A 26,636-nucleotide genomic window follows, 5' to 3' on the forward strand; every position below is an offset into this window, starting at 1 on the left:
GTGACATCCTTGGATTCGCCATCGCTGTACTGGGCCGCCGGTGTGGTCGTCGGCCTGCCGCTGCTGCTGATCGCCCTCACCGAATGGCATCAGAGCCTGGCCCGCAAGAACAGCCCGCTGGCCCGGCCCGCGTTCCTGTTGCGCACCTACGTGATCCCCCTGGGCGCCCTGTTGGTGCTGCTGGTCAACGTGGCGCGGATGCCGGCGCAGTTCACGTCGGTGCGGGTTCTCGCGACGGTGTTCGGCTTCGTGGTGTTGGTGCTGCTGCTGTCCGGACTCAACGCGACCATGTTCGAGGGCGCACCGCAAGGGACGTGGCGCCAACGGATTCCGGGCATCTTCCTCGACGTGACCCGCTTCGTGCTTATCGGGATCGGGCTGGCGGTCATCTTCTCCTACGTGTGGGGCGTGCGCGTCGGCGGCCTTTTCACCGCGCTGGGTGTCACCTCGGTGGTGATCGGGCTGATGCTGCAGAATTCCGTCGGCCAGATCGTGTCGGGGCTGTTCATGTTGTTCGAACAGCCATTCCGGATCGGCGACTGGCTGGACACCCCCGCGGCCCGGGGACGGATCGTGGAGGCGAACTGGCGCTCCGTCCACATCCAGACCGGCCGCGGGCTACAGATCACCCCGAACTCGGTGCTGGCCACGACCTCGTTCACCAACCTCAGCCGCCCGCCCGGCGGCCACCAATTGGCACTTACCACAACGTTTTCCGAGGTCGACCCACCCGACCGGGTCTGCGCGCTGCTGGAACGGGTGGCCAACGCGCTGCCGCAGCGCAGGCCCAACGCAATGGCCGCCGCGACGCCCGCAGGCGGCGCCGAGTATCACCTCACCGTCGGATTGCGGTCGCCCGCCGACGATTCCGCCGCGCAGGCGACGTTCCTGCGTTGGCTCTGGTACGCCGCGCGGCGCGAAGGCCTGCGCCTCGACGGCGCCGAGGACGACATCTCGACGACCGAGCGCATCGAGAGGGCCATCAGGACCGTGGTGGCTCCCGCGTTGCGCCTGAGTCCACCGGACCAGCAGGCCCTGGTATCGCAAGCCAAAATCGTTCGCTACGGGGCGAACGAGATCGTCGAGCACGCCGGCCGGGTTCCCGACAAGATGACGTTTCTGCTCGCGGGCGGCGTGCGGTTGACCGCCACCGCCAGGGATGGAACTGCGGTTGCGGTCGGCGGGCTGGACGAGGGCTCGTTCCTGGGGGTGACCGCGCTGACCCGGCAGCCCAACCTGTCCGACGCGCAGGCGGTCGACGAAATCACCGCGCTGGAGATCGATCGCGATCATCTTGTCGAATTGGTGACCAGTAAGCCGCTGCTGCTGCAAGACCTGGGCCGCGCCATCGACGAGCGACGCGCCAGGGTGCACGAGGCCATGGGGCAGGAGTACGCACTGTCGGCCACCCCGTGAGCCGCGCGGCGCCGCAGCGCGACGAACGCTGATGTGCGGCCGGGGCGCCGCGCCCGGCGGGCGATGTCATGTCGGGCCGGGCGTCCATGGGCGCAGTCGCGGGAACCACGCGGGCACCGCCTGCCGATAGGCCTCGTAGTCGGTCCCGAATTGGCGCTGCAAGGTGGGTTCTTCGTACCAGCGCACGAACGAGGCCGTCACCGCCCACATCACCGCGGCGTAGACGGCCGTGCCGAGGCTGCCGAACAGCAGGGCCTGGCCGACGATGACCACCAGCAGGCCGACGTACATCGGATTGCGGACATACCGGTTGAATGCACTGACGACGAGTCGTCGGGGCGCCGCGACTGGTGCTGGGGTGCCGCCCGCCTTGGCGAACTCCGCAAACGCCGACACCACCGGCACCAGGCCCACACAGATCAGCAGCACCCCGACGATCTGGGCAATCACCCAGTGTGGTAGCGGTTGACGGCAATGCCAGCCGGTGATCAGCCAGGGGATCAGTCCGGCGACGGTCCCCGGGGCGACGAGAAAAAACGCCGCGCTGCCTAGCGCCGCAGTCGTTGTACGCATCATGCTCCCTTCGCTCAGAGCCTGTAACTCGCACGTTCCCAATGGTTTTCACGCCAGATACGGCGACGGCGTCCCGCCGCAGGAAGTCGGGCGCCTTGATGCCCCGGCGCGCGACCCGTCGTGAAACCTGGCACCGCATAACTCCCCAACTGCGGAGTTTCTCCGCACTCAAGCTAACGACATCGACGGAGATAAGTCAACGACCGTAGAATTTCTGTGCGATGCACCGACGGGTGGCCCCCGCCCCCCGCCACACCGCCGTTTGCGGTCGCGACTAACCGATCAGGTGCTCGACCTTCTTGTCGCCGTCCCAGCGGCGCAAACCCGCGAAGCTGCCGTCGATCTGGGCGGGCCGGCCCGCGATGCGCAACGCGCGGCCGAGTTGGGCGCCGCCGACCCGGCGGGCGATCGTGACATGCGCGGTCCATTGACCGGGCAGGCTGTTGGGCATCGGGCCGGGCACCAGATGCGGGGCGCACAGCTCGTGCACCCGGGCGTGCAGGGCCAGCAGCTCGCCGGTCGGCACCACGAGCCGCGCGAAAACTGCGCTGCTGCGGCCGAACAACACCGGCGCGCCGACGAGGCAGCCCAGCGGCAGCCGGTTGCGCAGCGGGGCCAGCAACGGGTCGACGTCGGCGGCGATGCCCTCGGCCACCGCCAGCGTCACGTGCGGCCGGCTGGCCGGCGCTTGGCTGGGAATTCCCGCCGCCGCCAACGCTTCCCAGATGTTTCGGATCGCGGCCTCGGTGTCGCGGTCGAAGACCAGCTCGATGGAGTGGACCATCAGCCGGCCAGCGTGGCGACCCAGTCGCGGTCGAATGCGCCTGCGCACAGCGCCGCGAAGTCGGCCGCGTCCAGCGACGCCGCCCCCGCCGGCAGCGCGGCGCGCACCGCGGCCAACCGGGCCAGCGCGGACCGGTTGGACGCCTCCACCACCCCGGGGCACCGGGGCCAGGCCCCGATCACCAGCCCGGCGCACGAAACATTGTGCGCGGCAAGTGATTCCAGCGTGAGCGCGGTGTGGTTGAGGGTGCCCAGCGACGGGCTGACCACCACCAGCGCCGGGGCGGCGAGCGCGACGGCGAGATCGCGTGCGGTGACACCGTTTTCGCCGAGTTCGACCAGTAGGCCCCCGGCGCCCTCGACCAGCGTCAGCCGCCCCGGCCGGTCCAACTCCCCGATGAGCCCCAGCAGCTGCTCGCGGGTGGGCAGCGGCATCCCGGCCTGCTCGGCCGCGGCCACCGGCGCCAGCGGCTGCGGATACCGGGCGAAGCCGGCCAGTTCGGTCACCCCGGACAGCCGGCCCACCTCCGCGAGGTCGTCGTCACCGTCATCGGTGCCGGTCTGGACCGGTTTGCACACCGCCACATCGATCCCGGCCCGGCGGGCGTGGCAGGCCAGCGCCGCGGTGACGACCGTCTTGCCGACCCCCGTGTCGGTGCCGGTAACAACCAGGACCGTCACCGGGGTGCCCTAGCCAAGCCCGGCGAGCACGTCGGTGAGCACCCGGCGTGCGAGGTCCAGCTCGGCGTCGTCCAGCGACGCGCGCGCGGTCAGCCGCAGCCGCGAGGTGCCGGCGGGCACGGTCGGCGGCCGGAAGCATCCGACCCGCACACCGGCGTCCAGGCAGGCGCTCGCGGCGGTCACCGCCACGTCGGGGTCGCCGAGGATCACCGACACCACCGCCGACTGCGGTAGCTCGCGTACCCCGCAGGCCTCCGCGAGGATGCCGGCATGGCGCAGCACGGCGTCCGGGCGCCACGGTTCGGCCCGCAGCACCCGCAGCGCGGCGCGCGCGGCACCCACCGCCGCCGGGGCCAGGCCGGTGTCGAAGATGAACGTGCGCGCCGAATCGATCAGATGGGCGCGCACCGACGCCGGCCCGAGCACCGCGCCGCCCTGGCTGCCCAGCGCCTTGGACAGCGTGGTGGTCATGACCACGTCCGGCGCACCGGCCAGCCCGACCTCGTGCAGCAGCCCGCGCCCGCCGCCGCGCACCCCGAGGCCGTGCGCCTCGTCGACGATGAGCAGGGCGCGATGCCGACGGCACACGTCGTGCAGTTCGCGAAGCGGCGCCAGGGCGCCGTCGGTGGAAAACACCGATTCAGTGAGGACGACCGCGCGTTCCTCGTCGCGCGCCCGCAGCGCCGCCTCCACGGCGCCGACGTCGCGATGCGGCGTCACCGCCACCCGGGCCCGCGACAGCCGGCAGGCGTCGACGAGCGAGGCGTGCGAAAGCTCGTCGGACACCACCAGCGAACCCCGGCCGGACAGCCCGACGACGGCGCCCAGGTTGGCCGCGTAGCCCGAGGAGAACAGCAACCCCGCGGCCGCCCCGGCGTAGTCGGCGAGCTCGGTCTCGAATTCCTCGTGCAGCTCGGTGTCGCCGGTGACCAGGCGGGACCCGGTCGCCCCGGCGCCCCACATGCGCAGCGCGGCGACCCCACCGTCGATCACGTCGGGGTGTTGGGACAACCCCAGGTAGTCGTTGGATGCCAGGTCCAGCTCGGTGGCCACGGCGGGGCGCGGCCGCAGCGAGCGGCGCAGCCCGGCCTCGCGGCGCTGCCGTTCCACCGCCTCCAGCCAGGCCAGCGGGGAGACGTCGATCGGTGCCCGCGGGGAGGCGTTCATAGGGGCTCAGCCTAGTGGCGACCGCCAGCCCGGCCGCGGCGACCGCCAGCGCGGCGTAGTCGGGCGCAGCGGGTCGCCGCATAGTCCACGCCGGGCGTAGCGGGTCGCCGCATAGTCCACGCCGGGCGCAGCGGGTCGCCACTGCTAGCCGACGAGGCGGGCGACCTGCACCATCGCCGAGGCGATCCGGGAGATCTCGTCGGGCGTGCAGATGTAGGGCGGCATCGCGTAGACCAGGTTGCGAAACGGGCGCAGCCAGACGCCGTGGTCCAGCGCGGCCGGCGTGGCGACGGCGAGGTCGACGGGGCGCGCGCATTCGATGACGCCGATGGCCCCGCGCACCCGGACGTCGGTCACGCCGGGCAACGCGCGGGCGGGTTCGAGCCCGGCCGCCAGCCCGGCGCCGATCTCGGTGACCCGCGACCGCCAGTCCTGCCCGAGCAGCAGCTCGACGCTGGCCACCGAGACCGCGCAGGCCAGCGCGTTGGCCATGAACGTGGGCCCGTGCATCAGCGCGCCGGCCTCGCCGCCGCTGATGGTGTGGGCGATCTCGGTGGTGCACAGGGTGGCGGCCAGGCTCAGGTAGCCGCCGGTCAGCGCCTTGCCGACGCACATGATGTCGGGGCTGACGCCGGCGTGGTCGGCGGCGAAGAGCTCGCCGGTGCGGCCGAAGCCGGTGGCGATCTCGTCGAAGATCAGCAGCACGTCGTGTCGGCGGCAGATCTCGCGCAGGTCGCGCAGGTACCGCGGGTCGTGGAAGCGCATGCCGCCGGCGCCCTGCACGACGGGCTCGACGATGACCGCGGCCAGTTCGTCGGCATGCCGGGCCAGTTGCGCCTCGAACGCCGCGCTGTAGGCGGCGTCGTAGTCCCGCGGCACCTGCGGGGCGAAGACCTGCCGGGCGAGGATGTCGGTCCACAGCGAATGCATGCCGCCGTCGGGGTCGCAGACGCTCATCGGGGTGAAGGTGTCGCCGTGGTAGCCGCCGCGCCAGGTCATCAGCCGGTGCTTGCCGGGCCGGTCGAGGCTGCGCCAGTACTGCAGCGCCATCTTCACCGCCACCTCCACCGACACGGATCCGGAGTCGCTGAAGAACACCGTCTCCAGGCCGGCCGGGGTGATCTCGACCAGCAGCTGGGCCAGCCGGGCCGCGGGCTCGTGGGTCAGTCCGCCGAACATGACGTGGTTCATCGCGCCGAGCTGGGCGGACAGGGCGGCGTCCAGGACCGGGTGGCCGTGCCCGTGGATCGCGGTCCACCAGGAGCTCATGGCGTCGAGCGCCTCGACGGGTTCGCCGCCGCGGATCAGGGTCAACCGGGCGCCGTGCGCCGCGACCGCGACGACGGGTGCGATGGATTCGGCGCCGATCGTGCTGTACGGATGCCACAGGTGCGCGGCGTCGATCGCGCTGATCTGCTCGGGCGTCAGCCCGGCCTTCGCCGCGGGCATAGTGATCGAGGGTAAAGCAGCCGATTCGCGCAAACCCGGGCCGTCGGGAAGCATGGGACATCATGGCCACGCCGCAGCAGCCCGACAGCGCAGGGCCCGCACCCGACCTGGTGGATTACGACGCCGAGGCCCCCGGGGCGCCGCGGGTGATCCGGGTGCGGCTGGCGGTGTGGGACGTCGTCTGCACCGTCACCCTGCTGGTCCTGCTCGCCGTGCTGGCCACGGCGACGACCTGGCCCTCGCGGCTTTTCGGCTTCCTGGCGCATGTCTGCGCGGACGAGACCTGCGGGCCGGTTCCCTTCGGGCTGGATCTGTACATCCACCCGGTGGTGTGGGGCGGGATCGGGGCGGCCCTCACCGCCGCCGTCATCGGCCCGGTGGTGTCCATCCTGAAGGGCTGGTACATGTCCTTCTGGCCGGTTCTGGCTCTGGCGCTGGTCATGGTGAGCTCCGCGGCGGGAACGATGCTGACCCTGTTCAGCGAACGCTATTGGCTCTGATCGGGCCGGCGTCTCCGCCCCGTGACGGGATGGCGACGTCGTAGCCGGCTGAGACCGAAATCACAACTGCGGATACGGGATTGGGCCGCGCCAGTCACCGTCCGGTCACGGTACGACAAATAATCCCCCGGGGCCCTGGCGGCTAACACCATCTGTTGTCAAAGTGGCGGTTGTGACTGATGTGAATACGGCCGTCTGACCGGCCGGTTCACTACGCAAGTGCCATGGACGGCGCGGCCCCAGCGTGGGGGCCGTCACCCGATCCATGAACCGGGGGCGGACGCGCGAGGTCACCGCGTCGAGGCCCCACGAGCGCCTGAGAGGCCAGAAACATGAAACGCATCTACGCCCTCGCGATCGGTTTGGCCCTGCTCGGGGCGCCGATGGTGGTTCCCACCGTCGCGACCGCCGACCCGGGCGCCAGGTCGATGGACTATCAGCAGGCCACCGACGTGGTGATCGCCCGCGGTCTGTCGCAGCGCGGCGTGCCGTTCTCCTGGGCCGGGGGCGGCATCAACGGCCCCACCCGCGGCACCGGTACCGGCGCCAACACCGTCGGTTTCGACGCTTCGGGGCTGATGCAGTACGCGTACGCCGGTGCCGGCGTGAAGCTGCCGCGTTCCTCCGGAGCGATCTACCGGGTCGGCCAGAAGATCCTGCCGCAGCAGGCCCGCAAGGGTGACCTGATCTTCTACGGTCCCGAGGGCACGCAGAGCGTCGCGATGTACCTGGGCAACAACCAGATGCTCGAGGTCGGTGACGTCGTGCAGGTCTCGCCGGTGCGCGCCAACGGCATGACGCCCTACATGGTCCGCATCCTCGGCGCTTCCGCGCCGACGCCCCAGGCCCCGGCTCAGCAGGCGCCGCTGCAGCAGGCACCGGCCCAGCAGGCGCCATTGCAGCAGGCACCGGCTCAGCAGGCGCCGACACAACAGGCACCGTTGCAGCAGGCGCCGGTGCAACAGTCGCCGTTCACGCAAGCGCCGCAGCAGCAACTGCCCACCCAGCAGGCGCCGCTGCAGCAGGTGCCGACCCAACAGGCGCCGCTGCAGCAGGTCCCCACGCAACAGGCGCCGGCGCAGCAGGTGCCGACCCAGCGTGCGCCGTTGCAGCTGGCACCGACGCAACAGTCGCCGTTACAGCAGGCACCCGTGCAGCAGCTGCCCACCCAGCAGGCCCCGTTGCAGCCGGCGGGCGCCGGTCTCACCCGGTAAGTCCCACGGGTCGTCCGCTGCCTTCCGACGCCCGCCACTCGCTCCCCCGCCGCGCGCGGTCGGGAACGGGTGGCGGGTTTTGGGTAAATTAGCGGTCGATCATGCAGACCCCGACACGTTCTTCCGCACCGATCGCCGCCGCCGATCCGGGGGACTCGGGGGCGCCCACCGCGGAATCCTGGGGATCGCAGGGGTTCTATCGCGACGACCTCGACGGCTTGCGCGGCATCGCGATCGCGCTCGTCGCCGTGTTCCACATCTGGTTCGGCCGCGTCTCCGGTGGCGTCGACGTCTTCCTCGCGCTGTCCGGATTCTTCTTCGGCGGCAAGATCATTCGCGCCGCGTTGAACCCGGCGGTCACGCTGTCGCCGGTGGCCGAGGTGATCCGGCTCGTCCGTCGCCTCGTTCCGGCCCTCGTCGTCGTGCTGGCCGGATGCGCGGTGCTCACCATCCTGGTTCAGCCGGAAACACGCTGGGAGGCCTTCGCCGACCAAAGCCTCGCCAGCCTCGGCTACTACCAGAACTGGGAGTTGGCCAACACCGCCTCCGACTACCTGCGCGCCGGCGAGGCCGTCAGCCCCCTGCAACACATCTGGTCGATGTCGGTGCAGGGCCAGTTCTACGTCAGCTTCCTCGTCTTGATCGCCGGCCTGGCGTACCTGTGCGGGCGTCGGCCGGGCGCCCGGCTGAAGACGGTGTTCCTGGTGGTGCTGAGCGCGCTCACGCTGGCCTCGTTCGTCTACGCGATCATCGCGCACCAGGACAACCAGACGGCCGCCTATTACGACAGCTTCGCCCGCGGCTGGGAGTTGCTGCTGGGGGCGCTGGTCGGAGCCGTGGTGACCCGCATCCGCTGGCCCATGTGGTTGCGCACCGCGCTGGCGACGGTCGCGCTGGGCGCGGTGCTGTCGTGCGGGGCACTCATCGACGGCGTGCGCGAGTTCCCCGGCCCGTGGGCCCTGGTGCCCGTCGGCGCCGCCATGTTGCTGATCCTCGTCGGAGCCGGCTCAACGGACCAGCGCGGCGCCGAGGGCCGGCTGCCGCTGCCCAATCGGCTGCTGGCGACGCGTCCGCTGGTCGAGCTGGGCGCCATGGCGTATTCGCTCTACCTCTGGCATTGGCCGCTGCTCATCTTCTGGCTGTCCTATACCGGTCACAAACACGCCACGTTCCTCGAAGGCGCGGTGTTGCTGGTGGTGTCGGGTGTGCTGGCGTACCTGACCAACCGGCTCGTCGAGGACCCGCTGCGCTACCGGGCGGCCTCGAAGCCGGCACCCCGGCCGGCCGCGCCGACCACCCGGTGGCTGGCCCGCCTCCGGCGGCCGACGCTGGTACTGGGATCGGCGGTCGTGCTGCTGGGCGTGACGCTGACGGCGACGTCGTTCACGTGGCGTCAACACGTCACGGTCTTGCGGTCGGCCGGCAAGGAGCTCAGCGTCCTCAACCCGCAGGACTACCCCGGCGCACGGGCCCTGACCGAACACGTGCGCGTGCCGAAACTGCCGATGCGGCCCACGGTCTTGGAGGTGAAACAGGACCTGCCCGCCTCGACCAAGGACGGGTGCATCAGCGACTTCGTCAACCCCGCGGTGGTCAACTGCACCTACGGCGATGCCGCCGCCGAGCGCACGATCGCGTTGGCGGGCGGGTCGCACGCCGAGCACTGGCTGCCCGCGCTGGACATCCTGGGCAAGCTGCATCACTTCAAGGTCGTGACGTATCTCAAGATGGGCTGCCCGCTGTCGACCGAGCAGGTCCCGCTGATCATGGGCAACAACGCCCCCTACCCGCAGTGCCGCGAGTGGGTGCAACAGACGATGACCAAACTGGTCACCGACCGGCCCGACTACGTCTTCACCACGACCACCCGGCCGTGGAACATCAAGTCCGGCGACGTGATGCCCGCCACCTACATCGGGATTTGGCAAACGTTGTCCGACAACAACATTCCCATCCTCGGAATGCGAGACACCCCGTGGCTGGTGAAGAACGGCCAGCCGTTCGACCCGGCGGACTGCCTGGCCAAACGGGGCGCGACCGCGCAGTCGTGCGCGATCAAGCGGTCCGACCTGCTCTCCGAGCGCAACCAGACCCTCGACTTCGTCAGCCAATTCCCGCAGCTCAAGGTGCTCGACATGTCCGACGCGATCTGCCGCACCGACGTCTGCCGCCCGGTCGAGGGCAACATCCTGGTCTACCACGGCGCCCACCACCTGTCCCCCACCTACATGCGGACCATGGCGCCGGAACTGGGCCGCCAGATCGCCGAGAACACCGGCTGGTGGTGAACCGCCTCGCGGACCGCCGTACGTTCGTGAGGACCCCGCGCCGCGGATAAGGTCGAAAGGTGTCCACCAACAATTCCGCTTCAGAACCAGGCGGTCACCAACAACCCAAACTCGCCACCGTCTGGCCGGGAAACCCATATCCGCTCGGGGCGTCCTACGACGGCGCCGGGACCAACTTCTCCCTGTTCTCCGAAATCGCCGAAAAGGTCGAGCTGTGCCTGATCGACCACCGAGGCGGCGAATCGCGGATTCCCCTGGAGGAGGTGGACGGATACGTCTGGCACGCCTATCTGCCCAACATCAACCCGGGCCAGCGCTACGGGTTTCGCGTCTACGGACCGTTCGACCCGGCGGCGGGTCACCGGTGCGACCCCAGCAAGCTGTTGCTCGACCCGTACGGCAAGGCTTTTCACGGCGATTTCACGTTCGGCCAGGCGCTGTTCTCCTACGACCTGAAGGCCTACCGGGAAAGGGACCCCGACGGACCCAACGCCGACGGCGCCGACCCGGGAACTCCCCCCTTGGTCGACTCGCTGGGCCACACCATGACCAGCGTGGTGAGCAACCCGTTCTTCGACTGGGGATCCGACCGAGCCCCGCTGACCCCGTACCACGAAACCGTCATCTACGAGGCGCATGTCAAGGGCATGACCCAGAACCACCCCAGTGTCCCGGAGGAGCTGCGGGGCACCTACGCCGGCCTGGCCCACCCGGCGATCATCGACCATCTCAAGTCGCTCAACGTCACCGCCATCGAGCTGATGCCGGTGCACCAGTTCATGCACGACTCGCGACTGCTCGACCTGGGATTGCGAAACTACTGGGGCTACAACACGTTCGGGTTCTTCGCCCCGCACAACCAATACGCCGCCAACCGCAACTCCAGCGTCGCCGAGTTCAAGTCCATGGTGCGCAGCTTCCACGAGGCGGGCATCGAGGTGATCCTCGACGTGGTCTACAACCACACCGCCGAGGGCAATCACCTGGGGCCGACCATCAATTTCCGCGGCATCGACAACGCCGCGTACTACCGGCTCGTCGACGGCGACCTGCGGTTGTACAAGGACTACACCGGCACCGGTAACAGCCTCAACCCGCGCCACCCGCACGTGCTGCAGCTGATCATGGACTCGCTGCGCTACTGGGTGACCGAGATGCACGTCGACGGATTCCGCTTCGACCTGGCCGCCACGCTGGCCCGCGAACTGCACGACGTCGACCGGTTGAGCGCGTTCTTCGATCTGGTGCAGCAGGATCCGATCGTCAGCCAGGTCAAACTGATCGCCGAGCCGTGGGACGTCGGCGAGGGCGGCTATCAAGTCGGAAACTTCCCGGGTTTGTGGACCGAGTGGAACGGGAAGTATCGCGATACTGTGCGCGATTACTGGCGGGGTGAGCCCGCAACCCTGGGTGAGTTCGCCTCCCGGCTGACCGGGTCGTCGGACCTGTACGAGGCGACCGGCCGGCGCCCCAGCGCCAGCATCAACTTCGTCACCGCGCACGACGGCTTCACGCTCAATGACCTGGTGTCCTACAACGAAAAGCACAACATGGCCAACGGCGAGGACAACCGGGACGGCGAAAGCCACAACCGCTCGTGGAACTGTGGCGTCGAGGGCCCCACCGACGACCCCGACATCACCGAGCTGCGCTACCGACAGATGCGCAACTTCTGGGCGACGCTGATGGTCAGCCAGGGCACGCCGATGATCGCCCACGGTGACGAGCTCGGGCGCACCCAGAACGGCAACAACAACGTTTACTGCCAGGACTCCGAATTGTCTTGGATGGACTGGTCTTTGGTCGACAAGAACTCCGACCTGCTGGCATTCGCGCGCAAGGTGACCGCCCTGCGCAAGCAGCACCCGGTGTTTCGCCGGCGCCGGTTCTTCGAGGGCGAGCCGATCCGCAGCGGCGACGAGGTGCGTGACATCGCCTGGCTGAATCCGAGCAGCCGCGAGATGACGCACGAGGATTGGGGCGAGAGCTTTCACAAGTGCGTGGCCGTCTTCCTCAACGGTGACGCCATCACCGCGCCGAACGCCCGCGGGGAGCAGGTGGTCGACGACTCATTCCTGTTGTGCTTCAACGCCGGCGACGATCCGGTGGAGTTCTCGATGCCGCCCGACGACTATGCGCAGGAGTGGACGGTGGAACTGGACACCAACGAACCGACGGGCAGCAAAGAGGGCCCCGACCAGGTGGTGACCGCCGAGGAGAAGGTGTCGCTGCCCTCACGATCGTTGCTCATCTTGCGTAAGACTCTGTGACGCATGGATTTACCCATCCTGTCCACCTATCGGCTGCAGCTGCGTGGTGAATCGAGCGGATCCGCGTTCACCTTCGCCGACGCGGAAGACCTGCTGGACTACCTGGACGAGCTCGGGGTGACGCACCTGTACCTGTCCCCGATCATGACCGCGACCACCGGGTCGAGCCACGGCTACGACGTCACCGACCCCACGACGGTGTCCCCCGAGCTCGGCGGCCGTGACGGCCTGGCGCGGCTGTCGGCAGCGGCCCGGGCGCGCGGCCTGGGCCTGGTCGTCGACATCGTGCCCAACCACGTCGGCATCGACCAGCCCCGGCAGAACCCCTGGTGGTGGGACGTCCTGCGGAACGGCCGTTCTTCGCCCTACGCAACGTTTTTCGACATCGACTGGGACCTCGACAAGGATGGCCGCATCGTGCTGCCGGTGCTGGGCTCCGACGAGGACGCCGCCGACCTGACCGTCGACGGGGACGTGCTGCGCCTGGGCGATCTGGCGCTGCCGATCGCGCCCGGCACCGCCGGCGGCACCGGTCCCGAGGTGCACGATCGCCAGCACTACCGCCTGGTGGGCTGGCGCAACGGCGTGTGCGGCTACCGCCGGTTCTTCTCGATCACCTCGCTGGCGGGGCTGCGCCAGGAAGACCGCGCGGTCTTCGACGCCACGCACGCCGAAGTCGGGCGGTGGTTCGCCGAGGGGCTCGTCGACGGTGTGCGCATCGATCATCCCGACGGCCTGTCCGATCCGTGCGGCTACCTGGCGTGGTTGTGCGAATTGGTCGGCCCCTCGGCCTGGATCGTGATCGAGAAGATCCTGGCGGTCGACGAGGCCCTCGAGCCCACCCTGCCGGTCGGCGGCACCACCGGTTACGACGTGCTGCGTGAGGTCGGCGGCGTCTTCGTGGATCCGCAGGGCGCCCCGGCGCTGACCGCGCTGGTGGAGTCTTCCGGCGTGGACTACCGGGCGTTGCCGGACATGCTGGCCGACCTCAAGATCCGTTCGGCCACCGACACGTTGGGCAGCGAGCTGTCCCGGCTGCGCCGCAGCATCGCGGCCGCCGCCGGCGCCGACCACCCGCAGCTGCCCGAGGCGGTGGCGGCGTTGCTCACCCACCTCGGGGTCTACCGCAGCGACTACCCCGGCCTGGTCGCGCTGCTGCCCACCGCACTGGCCGAAACCGAGGCGGCCGCACCGGAATTGGGCCCGGCGCTGCAGGTGCTGGCCGCGGCGCTGGCCCGCGACTGCGAGCCGGCCACCCGGCTACAGCAGCTGTGCGGGGCCGTCACCGCCAAGTCCGTCGAGGACTGCCTGTTCTATCGCGACGCCCGGTTGGTATCGCTGAACGAGGTCGGCGGCGAGCCGCACCGCTTCGGGGTCGGCGCGGCCGAGTTCCATCACAGCGCCGCCAGCCGCGCCCGGTTGTGGCCGCAGACCATGACGACGCTGACCACCCACGACACCAAACGCGGAGAGGACGTGCGCGCCCGGATCGGGGTGCTGTCGCAGGTGCCGTCGCTGTGGGCCGAGTTCGTCGCCCGCTGGGAGACCCGCGCCCCCTCCCCCGACCCGGCGACCGGACAGTTCCTGTGGCAGAACATCTTCGGCGTCTGGCCGGTCAACGGGCAGGTCACCCGCGAGCTGCGCGACCGCCTGCACGGCTACGCGGAGAAGGCCATCCGGGAAGCGGCCTGGCACACCTCGTGGAACGACCCCGACGCCGACTTCGAGGACGCGATCCACCGCTGGCTGGACACGGTGCTCGACGGCCCGGTGGCCGGGCAGCTGACCGAGCTTGTCGCGCAACTCAATCCGCACGCCGCCAGTGACGCGCTGGGGCAGAAGCTGCTGGCGCTGACCGTGCCTGGGATTCCGGACGTCTATCAGGGCACCGAGCTGTGGGACGACAGCCTGGTCGATCCGGACAATCGCCGCCCGGTCGATTACGCGGCCCGGCGCGCCGCCCTGCACGAGTTGCAGCACCCGAAGATCCGGGTGGTCACCACCGCGCTGCGGGTGCGCCGCGCCCACCCGGACACCTTCCTGAGGGGGGAATACGTCCCGGTGCTGGCCGACGGCGACGCGGCCGACCACGTGGTGGCCTTCCGCCGGGGCTCAAATGGCGGCGACATCGTGGTCGCGGTGACCCGCTGGACGGTGCGGCTGGCCGAAACCGGCTGGGGCAACACCGTGTTGCCGCTGCCCGACGGCACCTGGAAAGACGCGCTCACCGGGGCCGTCGCGGACGGACCCACCTCGGCGGCCCAATTGTTCGCCGACCTGCCGGTCGTGCTGCTGGAGCGCCACCATGACTGACTTCCGGGTGTGGGCGCCCAAACCCGAGCTGGTCCGGCTCGACGTGGAGGGCGAGGTGCACCCCATGACGCGCTCGCGGGACGGCTGGTGGCATGCGAGCGTGGACACCGCGCCGGACGCCCGCTACGGGTACCTGCTCGACGACGATCCCACCGTGCTGCCCGACCCGCGCTCCGCGCGCCAGCCCGAGGGCGTGCACGCCCGCTCGCAGCTGTGGGACCCGGCCGGCGTGACGTGGACCGACACCGGGTGGGCCGGCCGGTCGGTCGAAGGGGCGGTGATCTACGAGCTGCACCTGGGCACGTTCACGAGCGCCGGGACCCTCGACGCCGCCATCGACAAGCTGGACTATCTGGTGGATCTCGGCGTGGACTTCGTCGAGCTGATGCCGCTGAATTCCTTTGCCGGCAGCCACGGTTGGGGATACGACGGGGTGTTGTGGTACAGCGTGCACGAACCCTATGGCGGCCCCGACGCGCTGGTGCGCTTCGTCGACACCTGCCACGCAAAGGGTCTGGGCGTGCTGATCGACGCGGTGTTCAACCACCTGGGCCCGTCGGGCAACTACCTGCCGCGGTTCGGCCCCTACCTGTCCTCGGCGAGCAACCCGTGGGGCGAGGGCATCAACATCGCCGACGCCGACTCCGACGAGGTCCGCCGCTACATCATCGGCTGCGCGTTGCGCTGGATGCGCGATTTTCATGCCGACGGCCTGCGGCTGGACGCCGTCCACGCGCTAGTGGACACCACCGCCATCCATATCCTCGAAGAACTTGCCATCGAAACCGACTGGCTGGCACAGCAGTTGGGGCGCCCGCTGTCGCTGATCGCCGAGAGCGACCTGAACGACCCGCGGCTGATCACCCCGCGCGACCGCGGCGGCTACGGTCTGACCGCGCAATGGGCCGACGACGTTCATCACGCCATCCACACCGCGGTGTCCGGCGAGCGCCAGGGCTACTACGGCGACTTCGGCAGCGTGGCCACCCTCGCGCACACGTTGCGCCAGGGCTTCTTTCACGCCGCGACCTATTCATCGTTCCGGCGTCGCCGCCACGGCCGCCCGCTGGACACTGGAGCCATTCCGGCGACCCGCCTGGTCGCCTACACCTGCACCCACGATCAGGTCGGCAACCGCGCCCTGGGGGATCGCCCCTCACAGAACCTGACCGGCGGCCAGCTGGCCATCAAGGCGGCCCTGGCGCTCGGATCCCCCTACACCGCAATGCTTTTCATGGGCGAGGAATACGCGGCGTCCACGCCGTTCCAGTTCTTCAGCTCCCATCCCGAACCGGAGCTGGCCAGGGCCACCGCCGAGGGACGCAAGGCCGAGTTCGCCGAGCACGGCTGGGACGCCGACGAGATCCCCGACCCGCAGGACCCCGAGACGTTCGCGCGCTCCAAGCTGAACTGGGACGAGGTCGACACCGGCGAACACGCCCGCCTGCGCCGGCTGTATCGCGACCTGATCGCGTTGCGGCGCACCGACCCCGACCTCGCGGACCCCTGGCTCGAGCACCTCGCGGTCGACTACGACGAGGACCAGGGCTGGATCGCCGTGTCGCGCGGGCGGCTGCGCATCGTGTGCAACCTGGGCGCCGAGCCCGTGCGGGTGCCGGTCGGCGGCGAGGTCGTGCTGGCCTGGGAGGAGCCGGCCGTCGACGCCGACGGCGCTGTGCTGCAAGGCCATTCGTTCGCCATCCTCGCCGCACCCGCGCGGGCTGTGGATAACTGAGTGGCGGCCGCGGGGCATCGACCCCGATGATGCGGCCATGAATCATTCTGAATTCGGTCACAAACTGCGGCGGATCTGCTCGCACAATCCGACCCGCCGCGGCCTGAACACCCGGCGCACCGTGCGCCGCGACGCGCCACCCAGCCCCACCATCGAGCTGTTATGGACCGGCCCCGGCCCGGGTGACGACGAGACCGCCTGACCTGCGGCTACACGATGGGCCGGCCGTCGGGGCGCACCGCCTGGGCGACCGCGTCGGCGAGTGGATCGATCTCCTCAGGCGCCAGGTCCGAGATCGTCAGCCGGATCCCCGCCGGAGTCCGCATGCGGAATCGGGCGCCCGGCGCCGCCGCCCAGCCCGCGCCGAGCAGCCGTGAGATCGCGACCGCCTCGTCGGGAACCGGCACCCACACGTTGAGCCCGGACCGTCCGTGCGCGTCGAGACCGCGGCCGGCCAGGGCGTCGCACAGCCGCGACCGGCGGTCGGCGTAGTGCCGCTCGGCGTCGGCGACCAGCTCTTCTGCCGCGCTGTCGGACCACAGGCCGACGGCCAGCCGTTGCAACAGGTGGCTGACCCAGCCCGGCCCGAGCCGCAGGCGGCCATGCACGCGCTCGACGGTCCGGTGGTCACCGGCCAGCACGGCCACGCGCAGGTCCGGGCCGTAGGCCTTGGACGCCGAGCGGACGAACGCCCAGTGGGCGGTGCAGCCGGCCAGGGTGCGCAGCGGTACGCCGGCGATGCCCGCGCAGTGATCGTCCTCGACCACCAGCAGGTCCTCGGCGCGGCGGGCCAACACCTCACGCAGGCCCTCGGCGCGTTGCGCCGATAGCGCGGCACCCGTCGGGTTCTGCGCGCGGTTGGTCAGGACCAGCGCGCGTACCCCGCGCCCGAGGGCCCGGGCCAGGTCGGCGGTCAACGGCCCGTCGTCGTCCACGCGCACCGGCTCGGCCGAAAGCCCCAGGGCGGCAAGAAGATCGAGCAGGTTCGCCCACCCCGGATCCTCGATGGCGACCCGATCGCCGGGGCGCAGATGCGCGGTGAGCGCGCGCTCGATGCCGTCCAGCGCGCCGCTGGTCACCGCCAGGTGTTCGGCGGGCACCCCGTCTGCGATCAGCGCGTGGCGGGCGAACTCCTCCAGCGCCGGCGAGATCGCCGGCCCACCGTAGAGCACGGGCGCGGCGGGCGCCGGGGCGGGCGGGGCGGTGCCCGCGATGGGCAGCAGGTGCGGGTTCGGGTTGCCGGTCGACAGGTCGCGCACGCCCGCGGGCACCTCGAGCCCGAGCAGCGAACGCGGGCTGGTCGCCGGCCGGTGCCGCACCCGGGTGCCCCGGCGGCCGGCGGTCTCGACGGCGCCGCGATCGCGCAGCAGGCGGTAGGCCGCGGCGGCGGTGTTGGCGTTCACGCCGAGCTGCGTGGCCAGCTCGCGGACGGGCGGCAGCGCGTCGCCGGGGGTCAGGGAGCCGGCCGAGATCGCCGCTTCGATGCTCGCGGCTATGGAATCCGCGCCGGTTCCGGTTATGCTGTTTTGTACTGGCACGCATTACATTATGTACTAGGACAAATCAATGGGCAATTCCGCGGACACCGCATACCCGCCGACCTCACGCACCACCCCGACCCGCTACCGGGAACGCGCCCGCTACGACCGTCGCACCGTCCACGACATCCTCGACGAGGCGCTGGTCTGCCATCTGGGATACCTGAGCGCCGGCCGCCCGGTGGTCCTGCCGACCACGCACGCCCGGCTGGACGAGACGCTCTATTTGCACGGTTCGACCGGCAGCGGCCCGCTCCTGGCGGCGCGGGCGGCCGAGGCAGCGGGTTCGGGCCTGCCGGTGTGCGTCACCGTCACCCTGGTCGACGGGCTGGTGCTGGCGCGCTCGGCGATGCACCACTCGGTGAACTTCCGCTCGGTGGTCGCGGTGGGTGAGGCGCGCGTGGTCGACGACCCGGGAGAGAAGTCGCGGGCGCTGGGCTGCCTGCTCGACCACATCGCGCCCGGGCGCGCCGCCGACTGCCGGGCCCCCGACGCCCGCGAGCTCGCCGCGACCGGGGTGCTCGCGCTCGACCTCGTCGAGGTGTCGGCCAAGGTGCGCGGCGGTCCCCCGGCCGACGACCCGCAGGACCTTCCGCTGCCCCACTGGGCCGGCGTGGTGCCGCTGACCCTGACGGCCGGGACGCCGGTGCCGGCCGACGACCTCGATCCCGCCATTCCCGCGCCGCCATACCTCGGCCGGCGCCGGGGCTGAGCTCACGCCCCCGGTTGCCGGTCGCGGGCCCGTCGGGTGTTGTCCCACCAGGTTCCGACGACCATGACCGCGCCCGCCCAGGCCATGCCCAGCAGCCAGCCCGCGAGCACGTCGCTGAGGTAATGGACGCCCAGGTAGACGCGCGAGAACCCGATCAGGAACCCCGCGCCGATCGTGACGGCCCACACCGTCACGCGCCCGGTCCACCCCCGGATCAGCCAGCGGGTCAATATCCACGCGGAGATGACCATGATCGCCGCCGTGCCGGTGGCGTGTCCGGAGGGAAACGAGTACCCGTCCGCGTCGACGAGGGCGAACGGCAGGGCCGGGCGATTCCGCCCCACCAAGGCCTTGGCGGTGAAGAGCATCAACGGGACCCCGGCGCCGCACGCCAGGGCGAGCACCACCGGGCGCCACGACCCGCACCGCCAACCGGCCACCATGGCAATCGGCAGGGCGAACGCGGCCAGGAACAGGGGGCCGCCCGCGACGGTGATCGTCCGCAGGACGGTGGTCAGCCACAGGTCACGATGGGTCGCAAGCCACCGGGTCACCGGGTGGTCGATCACGGCGATGCCGTCGCCCTCGAGCACGTCGTCGAGCACTTCGGTGAAGCCGACCGCCAGCGTCACGACCACGGCCAGCCCGAGCAGCAGCGCCACGGCGGCGACCTCGCTGATCGGCAGCCGGCCGGCCAGCGCCCGCCAGCGGTCGCTGATCCGCTCGCGCGCCCACGCCAGCGTCTCGCCGATCACGGCGACGCCCGACACCCTCTCCCGCAGGCCCCGCAGCAGGCGCCCGCGCCGGGCGACCCAGATGGCCGCCCACGCGAGCAGCACGAGCAAGGCGATGGTGGCGGCGCTGACCACCCCGAAACCGGGAGTCCCGGGTCCATACGGCTCGTGCATGTAATGCGGCCCGACGACTAGAGCAGCAGGTAGCGGTAGGCGGGCGACCCGGGTTTCAGGGTTTCGACGTGCAGCTCCGTCGCGCGCATCCTCGACAGCAGGCCGTCGAGGTCGGCCGAGGATCCCAACTGGATGCCCACGAGCGCCTCGCCGGTCTCCCGGTTGTTGCGCTTGACGTACTCGAAGAGCGTGATGTCGTCGTTGGGTCCGAGCACCTCGTCGAGGAACCGGCGCAGGGCGCCGGGCTCCTGCGGGAAGTCGACCAGGAAGTAGTGCTTGAGGCCGAGGTGGACCAGCGAACGCTCCAGCACTTCGCCGTAGCGCGAGACGTCGTTGTTGCCGCCCGAGATCAGGCACACCACCGTCGAGCCGGGCTCGATATCGGCATCCAGCAATCCCGTCACCGACAGGGCGCCCGCGGGTTCGGCGATGATGCCCTCGTTCTGGTAGAGGTCGAGCATCGTGGTGCACACCGCTCCCTCGTCGACCGCGGTGATCGACACCATGTCGCCGGCGGCCGCCAGCGCGGCGTAGGTCAGGTCGCCGGCGCGGCGCACCGCGGCGCCGTCGACGAACTGGTCGACGTGATCCAGGGTCACCGGCTCGCCGGCGGACAGGGCGGCCATCATCGCCGCGGCGCCGGCCGGTTCGACGCCGAGGACCGACGTGTTCTCGGTCCGCTCGGCGAGGTAGCTGGTGATGCCGGCGATGCAGCCGCCGCCGCCCACCGGGACCACCACCAGGTCCGGCTCGGTCTCCAGTTGGTCGAGCAGTTCGACGGCGATGGTGCCCTGGCCCGCCATGGTGCGCGGGTCGTCGTAGGGCGGGACCAGGGTGGCGCCGGTGCTTTCCACGTCGGCCAGCGCGGCCTCGGCGGCAAGGTCGTAGGTCGTTCCACCGACGATCAGCTCGATGAAGTCCCCGCCGTGGTAGCGGATGCGGTCACGCTTTTGCATGGGCGTCTTGGCGGGCACGTAGACGCGGCCGTGCACCTGCAACATCCGGCACGCGTAGGCGAAGCCCTGGGCGTGGTTGCCCGCCGACGAGCACACCACGCCCGCGGCCAGCTCCGTCTCGGAGAGCTGAACCAGCAGGTTGTAGGCGCCCCGCAGTTTGTAGGAGCGCACGATCTGCAGGTCCTCGCGCTTGAGGTAGACCCGCGCGCCGGTGATGGCCGACAACCGGTCGCTGAACTGCAACGGGGTCGGCGTCACGACGGCCGCGATCCGCTTGGCCGCGGTGTCGATGTCCGCCGCGGTCAGCGGCGCGACGCTCGGAGGACGGCTCAATTCAGCGGACACTGATTAATGGTGCCATGCCAGCTGGCCAACTCCGGAATTCAGCCGACCGGGGTCAGCACGAACACCGGGATCTGGCGGTCGGTCTTGGTCTGATACTCGGCGTACTCCGGCCAGGCCTCGACGGCCCGCTCCCACCAGCTGGCCTTCTCGTCGCCGAACACCTCGCGGGCGTCGTAGTCGCGGGTGACGGAGCCGTCCTGCAACTCCACCCGGGGGTTCTTCTTGATGTTGTGGTACCAGACCGGGTTTTTCGGCGCCCCGCCGAGCGAGGCGACGACGGCGTACTGGCCGTCGTGCTCGACCCGCATCAGCGGCGTCTTGCGGAGTTTGCCGGTCTTGGCGCCGACCGTGGTCAGCAGGATGATCGGCTTGCCCTTCATGTCGGCGGCCTCGGCGCCCCCCTACGCGGCGTACTTTTCGGCTTGCTCGCGAGACCAGTCCCAGGGCGACGGCTCGTACTCTCCAGAAAGCGGCATGCCACCAACTTTAAGCGCGGCGCCCGGTCTGCGGTGACTGAGTTCGCCACAGGGGCCGCACCGGCCCCACGGGTCACGGCTCGACGGACATAGTGCTAATGCCCACCTCCGAGCGACAACGGCCGGTTCTCATTGTTCGTGGCACATGGCGATCTCTACCTTGCTCCCCCTCGTGGCGCTGCGGCCGTCACGCGACGCGGTCAAGCACACCAATACGCAAACCATCGAGGCTGTGAACCGCGGCGCGCCCAGCCACACTCAAAACATGGGCTTCGCGCTCGAGGTCCCAGATCTATGACCGCCCAGCCTGATTCGCCAATACGATTCCAACGGCTGCGCTGCCGAAGGCCAGCCACGCGGTTGGCTTATCCGTGCGGCGAGCGGTTTCACCCCTCAGCGTCCGCGGGTGACTAGCAGATGACGGCCGGGCCGCCGGTGAGGGGGCAGTAGGGAGGTACGCAGCTCACCGAGGTAGTTGAGACCGCGAACGCGAGCAACAGCGCAAACAAGACCCTCGTAACCTTGTTCATAACTAGAAAGTGTAGGTCCGGCCAGGACCCCCAGGTTGGTTACGGCTCGTCCACACCGCTGTCGCTGGAAGGCGGGCAATCGCGCTAGTCCCGGTGCTCGGGTTCGTGCGCGGCGAAGGGACGCAGGCGGCGCTTCGTCTGGTGGTCGTCGGCCCCGGACTCGCCGTCGGCGTGGCGGCCCCGGGTGTAGTCGCCCTGCCACGGCACCCGCTCGCCGGGGGCGCCGTCGGCCGTCTCCTGCTCGCGTCCCAGCGCGCCGCGTGAGCCCAGGAAGAACTCGTGCTTGCGATGCAGTTCCTCGTCGGACTCGATGGGCCGAAGTTCGGGGGCGAACTCCTCCAGTTCGGCGCGGCGCTGCGGCACGATCATGCAGATCGGCTCGTCGACCTCGAAGCGCACCGGCATGAACTCGCGGGTGAATTTCCAGTTCATGCTGAAACTCGAACTGGACCAATCGGTTTCGACGACGCCTTCCAACGCGGAGATGGCGTCCTTGGGATGGTTCGCCGGACCCCGCACCAACAGGTTGTAGCCCGGCGGGGTGCGAAACAGCATCGGCAGATGCCAGGTCAAGATGCCGTAGCCGAAGTGGCTGGAGGGCAGGAACTGGCCACTCTCGCGGGTGTCGGGCGCGATCATCAGGCTGGTGCGGTCGTCCCCGCCCATCCACGTCGCCGTGAACGCGTTGCGGTTGCGCACCTCCCAGCCGCTCTGATTGGCGATCAGCATCGGCAGGCACCGGTGGGGCCAGCCCTGACGCATCTCCGACATCCACGTGCGACCGATCGGCGCGGGGGTGATCTGCGGCGCGATCTCATGGGTGATGTACCCGATCAGCGGGCGGGCCTGCCCGGTCGACTCGTCACTCATCAGATCCTCGCTTCACCGATAGGGCCAACGCACTATCGCGACCAAACGTTAATGGTCCGTGAACCCACGCGCCCGGTGGACGAGTGATCAGCAGGTCCTGGCCAGCTCCGCGATGGCGTTGACCCGCCGGACCGCGGTGGCGATCTCGTCGGCGAACTCGCGCCGGCGTCGGGCGATGTCCGGCCCGTCGACGCCGTCGACCAACTCGCGATGCCGGGCCAGTCGCAGCGCCGTCTTGAACAACTCCATCGACCGCGACTCGGCGCTGGCGATCCTGCGCTGCAACTCCCATTGCTTGCCCACCTCGAGGCACTCGGTGAGAAACGCGTCCTCGTCGAACGATTCGTCGTCGTAGGCGGCGAGCCGGTCGGCCACGATGTGGTAGGCGTCGAGGAACGGGCGCAGCACCAGGTGCGCCAGCAGCACGTCGGCCTTTTCCAGCAGGCCGCGTACGTCGGCAGCGTGGGCGGCCTTGCGGGTGTCGTCCACCCGTCCGATCAGGCGCACCTCGTCGGCGAGCTCCTTCTCGAACTGCGCGCGCGCCGAGAACAGGAACTCGAATTTCAGCAACTCGCGCAGGCGGAGCGCCTCGTCGCGCACGGCCGTCGGCTGGACCAGGCCCTCGACCGAAGCCTCGGCGTCTTCGACGGCGGCCAGCAGCGCCGTCTCGGCGATCGCGCGGTCGACCACGATGTGAATGGCGGCGTTGCGGTAGAACGCGGCGACCAGGTGCTGCTCGGCCCCGATGCCCCAGACCGGTTCGGTGCCGGCGTCGTACACGCTCACGACGCCGGAGGCGACCAGCTGGTGCAGGGTCCAGCGGATGGTGGAGCGATTCGTCAGGTCGGCGGCGCCGGCCACCGTCCAGTTGCGCGCCGCGATGTAGCTCGCCAGCGGCCGCACGGTGGCCAGCACCTCGCTGATCGACAGCGAGCGGTCGGCGCCCAGCAGCGCGAGGCTCACCACCGCGGTCGGGGTGACGGGCGTGGCGCGGTTGATCCGGTGCTCGACGTCCAGCGCGATGCGTTCGATCTCGGTGCTGGCGCCGGACTCTGATGTTTTTTGCAAGGCGCGCAGCTCCTCGAGGCGCTTGCGCAGCGGCAGCGGTTCACCGAAGTCGAGGTAGGCGCGGCCCAGCCGCTCACCCTGCTGGCGCGCCAGCCGGATCAGGAAGCGGAAGTCTTCCGGCCGCTTCGTCGCGCCGTAGGCCTCGGTGGTCATGGCCTCCACCTCGTGCAGCTGGTCGTACACGATCGAGGTCGGCACCAAATACACTTCGGGGCCGTCGATTTCGTCGACCGCGTCGGCGATGTACCGCAAGATCCCGAACACCGGGGGCCGCAGTTTGCCCGTCCTGGTTCGGCCGCCTTCGATGGACCACGTCATGTTGGCGTGGCCTTGCACCAGCTGCGCGGCGTACGCCCGCAAGACGAAGCGGTAGACGGGAATGTCTTTCGTCTGACGCCGGATGAAGATCGTCCCGGTTCGCTTGGCCCAGGCTCCCATCGGGAAGAAGTTCAGGTTGGCGCCGCCGAACGTGAGCGCCGGCGAGAGCCGGTTGGCCTGGATCACCTCGGGCAGCAGCAGCCCGTCCAGATACGAGCGATGCGAAAAGGCAAACGCCAGAGTGGCTTTGCGATCCAGCCTGCGCAGCTGGGCGATCTGGTCCTCGTCGACCAGCACGTCGTATGCCCGCATCAGCCAGCAACTGAAGCTGCGCCAGGCCCGCACCGCCCGCTCGTCCAGCGAGGGCGCCATCTCCCGCAGGTAGGACGCGGCCTCGGCGCGCACGGCGGAAGGGTCGCGGCCGAGGTCGTCGGCCAGCTTGCTCAGCCGCTCGTCATACCATGGCGCGCGCAGCAATCGGGCGACCTCGGCCGGGTCGGTCGCCAGGGGCGTCGTCGACTCCTCGATGAGGCCGGTGCGCTGCAACAGCTTTCGCGCTCCGACGCGACCGATCTCACGGGCGGTGCCCGCCGGCCCGCCGATCATGCCGGCTGCACCGTTGCGGCGCCGGAGGGCTCGTACACCTCGGGCGGCGGGTCGAGCGCGTAGAGCTCTTCGATTTCCTCGGCGTACTTGGCCATGATCGGCTTGCGCTTGAGTTTCATCGTCAGCGTGATCTCGTCGCCGCCGGGCTCCCACAGCGTCGGCAGGATGCGGAAGCGTTTGATCTGTTCCACCCGCGAGAGTTTCGCGTTGCCGGCGGCCACCCCGGCGGCGATCTGGGCGACGACCTCCGGGTCGGCCGCCAGCGCGGCGGGCGACGCGTCGGACAGCCCGCGTTGGGCGGCATAGGGGCCGACCGAGTCGGCGTCGAAAACCATGAGCGCGGTGTTGTAGGGCCGTCCGTCGCCGATGGTGATCATCACCCCGACCATCGGGCACGCGGCCAGGATGGAGTTCTCAATGTTGGCCGGCGACATGTTCTTTCCGGCCGCATTGATGATCAGCTCCTTCTTCCGGTCAACCACCCGCAGGTAGCCCTGCGCGTCGGCCTCGAGGATGTCGCCGGTGTGCAGCCACCCGTCGGCGTCGATCGCCTCGGCCGTCTTCTCCGGCTCCTTGCGGTAGCCCTTCATCACCAGCGGGCCGCGCACCAGAAACTCGCCGTCGTCGGCGATCTTGCCCTCGAGCCCGGGGAGCAGCTTGCCGACGGAGCCCAGGCGCGCCTCGCGGGGGTGGCTGACGGTGGCGACGCAGCTCAGCTCCGACATCCCCCAGACCTCGGCGATCGGAATGCCGATGCCGGCGAAGAAGGCCAGCGTCTCCTTGGGGATGGGCGCCGCCCCGGAGACCGCCCAACGCAGGTCGCCGAAGCCGAGGCGCTCGCGCAGCTTCGACAGCACCAGCTCGTCGGCCGTGGCCCATTCGGCGGCCAGGTCATCCGGCATCGGCTCTGAGGCCACCAGTGCGGCGGCGCGCTTGGCGGCCACCGACATCGCCCACTGCAACGCCTGCCGGGTGGCCTCGTCCGCCTCGTTGGCGATCGCGAATTCGATTCCCGCCTTGAGCTTTTCCCAGACCCGGGGCACCGCTCCCCACACGGTGGGCCGCGCGTCGGGCAGCGCGGCGGCGATGGCGCGTGGGTCGGAGACCACCGTCACCTGGGCGCCGAACACCTCCAGGCTGTACAGGCCCATCACCCTGTCCGCGATGTGCGCCGTGGGCAGAAACGACGTGACGCGGTCGGCGTACCGGCTGGGCAGCACGGCGTCGAAGGCATACATCTCGAAAAGCAGGTTGGCGTGGGTCATCTCCACGCCCTTGGGGTTTCCGGTGGTCCCGGAGGTGTAGATGAGCGTGGCGACGTCGCCGGGTTGCACTGCCCGCCAGGTGGATTCGAAGTCGAAATCCTCCTGCGCGGCGGCATACAGGTCATCCACGGAGAGGGTGCCGGGCGGCGAGCCGTCGATGCAGACGATGTGCTCGATGGGTGCGCCGCTGGCGCGGATGCGGTCCACGTAGTGCGCCTCGCAGATGGCGACCTTGGTGCCGGCGTTGTCGAACAGATACGTCAGCTGCTCGGCCGGCAGCGTGCTGTACACCGAAAACGATGTGGCGCCGAGGTGTTGGGCGCCGATTTCGAAGGGGTAGAACTCGATCCGGTTGGCCATCATCAGCGACACCGTGTCGCCCCGCCGTACCCCCAGGCCCGCCAGCCCGGCGGCGACCTTGCGCACCTGGGTCGCGAGCTCTCGCCACGTCAACGTCTGAGTGTCGCCGGGCGTGCGGAGCGCGACGGCATTCGGGTCGATCGCGGCGGTGCGCTGGAACGCCTCGCACAGGGTGGCCGGATGCTCGGCAGTCGTCATTTCCGTAGCGTACGTCGGTGGTCAGCGAGCACGGAATACATTGATCGAATTCTTCGGTGCGGCAACGACGCCGCTCGGGTCACCTAGTACGTTGGCG

At 70.0% G+C, this 26,636-nt stretch carries 19 protein-coding genes and 2 pseudogenes; 9 read left to right on the forward strand and 12 right to left on the reverse strand.

The genetic code is table 11. The annotated features are described in order from the left end of the window. A complete protein-coding gene (locus tag W7U_RS10755; protein WP_008257807.1) occupies positions 1 to 1,416 on the forward strand; it encodes a mechanosensitive ion channel family protein in 1,416 nt (471 codons plus the stop codon). Positions 1,417 to 1,482: 66 nt separating this feature from the next. Here W7U_RS10755 and W7U_RS10760 read toward each other — a convergent pair whose 3' ends face one another. The 5 genes from W7U_RS10760 to W7U_RS10780 all read right to left on the reverse strand — a co-directional run bounded on the left by W7U_RS10760 (position 1,483) and on the right by W7U_RS10780 (position 6,069). Further along, positions 1,483 to 1,992 carry an isoprenylcysteine carboxylmethyltransferase family protein gene (locus W7U_RS10760; protein ID WP_008257809.1) on the reverse strand — a complete coding sequence of 170 codons (510 nt, stop codon included), beginning with the start codon at positions 1,990 to 1,992 and terminating at the stop codon, positions 1,483 to 1,485. A gap of 271 nt (positions 1,993 to 2,263) precedes the next feature. Beyond that, positions 2,264 to 2,773: a 2'-5' RNA ligase family protein gene (locus tag W7U_RS10765; protein WP_008257812.1), complete on the reverse strand. Its 510-nt coding sequence runs from the start codon at positions 2,771 to 2,773 to the stop codon at positions 2,264 to 2,266. Then, a complete protein-coding gene (bioD, locus tag W7U_RS10770) occupies positions 2,773 to 3,453 on the reverse strand; it encodes a dethiobiotin synthase (protein WP_008257815.1) in 681 nt (226 codons plus the stop codon). The genes W7U_RS10765 and bioD overlap by 1 nt, the downstream gene beginning before the upstream one ends. Before the next feature lie 9 nt (positions 3,454 to 3,462). Then, positions 3,463 to 4,620: an 8-amino-7-oxononanoate synthase gene (locus W7U_RS10775; RefSeq protein WP_008257817.1), complete on the reverse strand. Its 1,158-nt coding sequence runs from the start codon at positions 4,618 to 4,620 to the stop codon at positions 3,463 to 3,465. Positions 4,621 to 4,764: 144 nt separating this feature from the next. Continuing rightward, a complete protein-coding gene (locus tag W7U_RS10780; RefSeq protein ID WP_008257819.1) occupies positions 4,765 to 6,069 on the reverse strand; it encodes an adenosylmethionine--8-amino-7-oxononanoate transaminase in 1,305 nt (434 codons plus the stop codon). A 62-nt stretch (positions 6,070 to 6,131) separates the two neighbouring features. Between W7U_RS10780 and W7U_RS10785 the strand changes: the two genes are divergently transcribed. From W7U_RS10785 to W7U_RS26455, 7 genes and pseudogenes are all read left to right on the forward strand, one after another. After that, entirely contained in the window at positions 6,132 to 6,569 is a 438-nt protein-coding gene (locus W7U_RS10785; protein WP_008257820.1) for a hypothetical protein, read from the forward strand. A 332-nt stretch (positions 6,570 to 6,901) separates the two neighbouring features. Continuing rightward, positions 6,902 to 7,561: pseudogene (gene ripD / locus W7U_RS10790) on the forward strand (NlpC/P60 family peptidoglycan-binding protein RipD); the annotation flags it as partial. 323 nt (positions 7,562 to 7,884) lie between these two features. Further along, positions 7,885 to 10,071 carry an acyltransferase family protein gene (locus W7U_RS10795; protein ID WP_008257824.1) on the forward strand — a complete coding sequence of 729 codons (2,187 nt, stop codon included), beginning with the start codon at positions 7,885 to 7,887 and terminating at the stop codon, positions 10,069 to 10,071. Between the two features lie 59 nt (positions 10,072 to 10,130). Continuing rightward, positions 10,131 to 12,341, forward strand: a complete 2,211-nt coding sequence (glgX, locus tag W7U_RS10800; RefSeq protein WP_008257826.1) for a glycogen debranching protein GlgX — start codon at positions 10,131 to 10,133, stop codon at positions 12,339 to 12,341. A 3-nt stretch (positions 12,342 to 12,344) separates the two neighbouring features. Next, a complete protein-coding gene (gene treY / locus W7U_RS10805; protein ID WP_008257828.1) occupies positions 12,345 to 14,654 on the forward strand; it encodes a malto-oligosyltrehalose synthase in 2,310 nt (769 codons plus the stop codon). Further along, positions 14,647 to 16,389, forward strand: coding sequence for a malto-oligosyltrehalose trehalohydrolase (gene treZ, locus W7U_RS10810; RefSeq protein WP_008257829.1), 1,743 nt, complete (start codon positions 14,647 to 14,649; stop codon positions 16,387 to 16,389). The genes treY and treZ overlap by 8 nt, the downstream gene beginning before the upstream one ends. Before the next feature lie 37 nt (positions 16,390 to 16,426). Further along, entirely contained in the window at positions 16,427 to 16,591 is a 165-nt protein-coding gene (locus W7U_RS26455) for a hypothetical protein (RefSeq protein ID WP_008257832.1), read from the forward strand. Positions 16,592 to 16,598: 7 nt separating this feature from the next. Here W7U_RS26455 and W7U_RS10815 read toward each other — a convergent pair whose 3' ends face one another. Beyond that, the gene (locus tag W7U_RS10815) at positions 16,599 to 17,927 is read right to left on the reverse strand and encodes an aminotransferase class I/II-fold pyridoxal phosphate-dependent enzyme (RefSeq protein ID WP_008257834.1); all 1,329 of its coding nucleotides are present in this window, start codon (positions 17,925 to 17,927) and stop codon (positions 16,599 to 16,601) included. A 28-nt stretch (positions 17,928 to 17,955) separates the two neighbouring features. Between W7U_RS10815 and W7U_RS10820 the strand changes: the two genes are divergently transcribed. Beyond that, the gene (locus W7U_RS10820; protein WP_008257835.1) at positions 17,956 to 18,639 is read left to right on the forward strand and encodes a pyridoxamine 5'-phosphate oxidase family protein; all 684 of its coding nucleotides are present in this window, start codon (positions 17,956 to 17,958) and stop codon (positions 18,637 to 18,639) included. Between the two features lie 2 nt (positions 18,640 to 18,641). Here W7U_RS10820 and W7U_RS10825 read toward each other — a convergent pair whose 3' ends face one another. The 6 genes and pseudogenes from W7U_RS10825 to fadD11 form a co-directional block, all read right to left on the reverse strand. Further along, positions 18,642 to 19,547, reverse strand: coding sequence for a phosphatase PAP2 family protein (locus tag W7U_RS10825; RefSeq protein WP_043955017.1), 906 nt, complete (start codon positions 19,545 to 19,547; stop codon positions 18,642 to 18,644). Between the two features lie 17 nt (positions 19,548 to 19,564). Then, complete coding sequence (ilvA, locus tag W7U_RS10830; RefSeq protein ID WP_008257839.1) at positions 19,565 to 20,848, reverse strand: threonine ammonia-lyase; 1,284 nt, start codon at positions 20,846 to 20,848, stop codon at positions 19,565 to 19,567. 38 nt (positions 20,849 to 20,886) lie between these two features. Continuing rightward, a pseudogene (locus tag W7U_RS10835) lies at positions 20,887 to 21,324 on the reverse strand (nitroreductase family deazaflavin-dependent oxidoreductase). Positions 21,325 to 21,938: 614 nt separating this feature from the next. Beyond that, on the reverse strand, positions 21,939 to 22,724 hold the full coding sequence (locus tag W7U_RS10840) for a DUF6065 family protein (protein WP_008257843.1): 786 nt from the start codon (positions 22,722 to 22,724) through the stop codon (positions 21,939 to 21,941). 87 nt (positions 22,725 to 22,811) lie between these two features. Further along, on the reverse strand, positions 22,812 to 24,716 hold the full coding sequence (locus W7U_RS10845) for a lysophospholipid acyltransferase (RefSeq protein WP_008257844.1): 1,905 nt from the start codon (positions 24,714 to 24,716) through the stop codon (positions 22,812 to 22,814). Continuing rightward, a complete protein-coding gene (gene fadD11 / locus W7U_RS10850; protein WP_008257846.1) occupies positions 24,713 to 26,539 on the reverse strand; it encodes a fatty acid--CoA ligase FadD11 in 1,827 nt (608 codons plus the stop codon). The genes W7U_RS10845 and fadD11 overlap by 4 nt, the downstream gene beginning before the upstream one ends. Positions 26,540 to 26,636 lie beyond the last annotated feature (97 nt).

Origin of the sequence: Mycobacterium sp. H4Y, from assembly GCF_000364405.1 — a bacterium.
In the GTDB taxonomy this organism is placed as follows: Bacteria; Actinomycetota; Actinomycetes; order Mycobacteriales; family Mycobacteriaceae; genus Mycobacterium; species Mycobacterium intracellulare.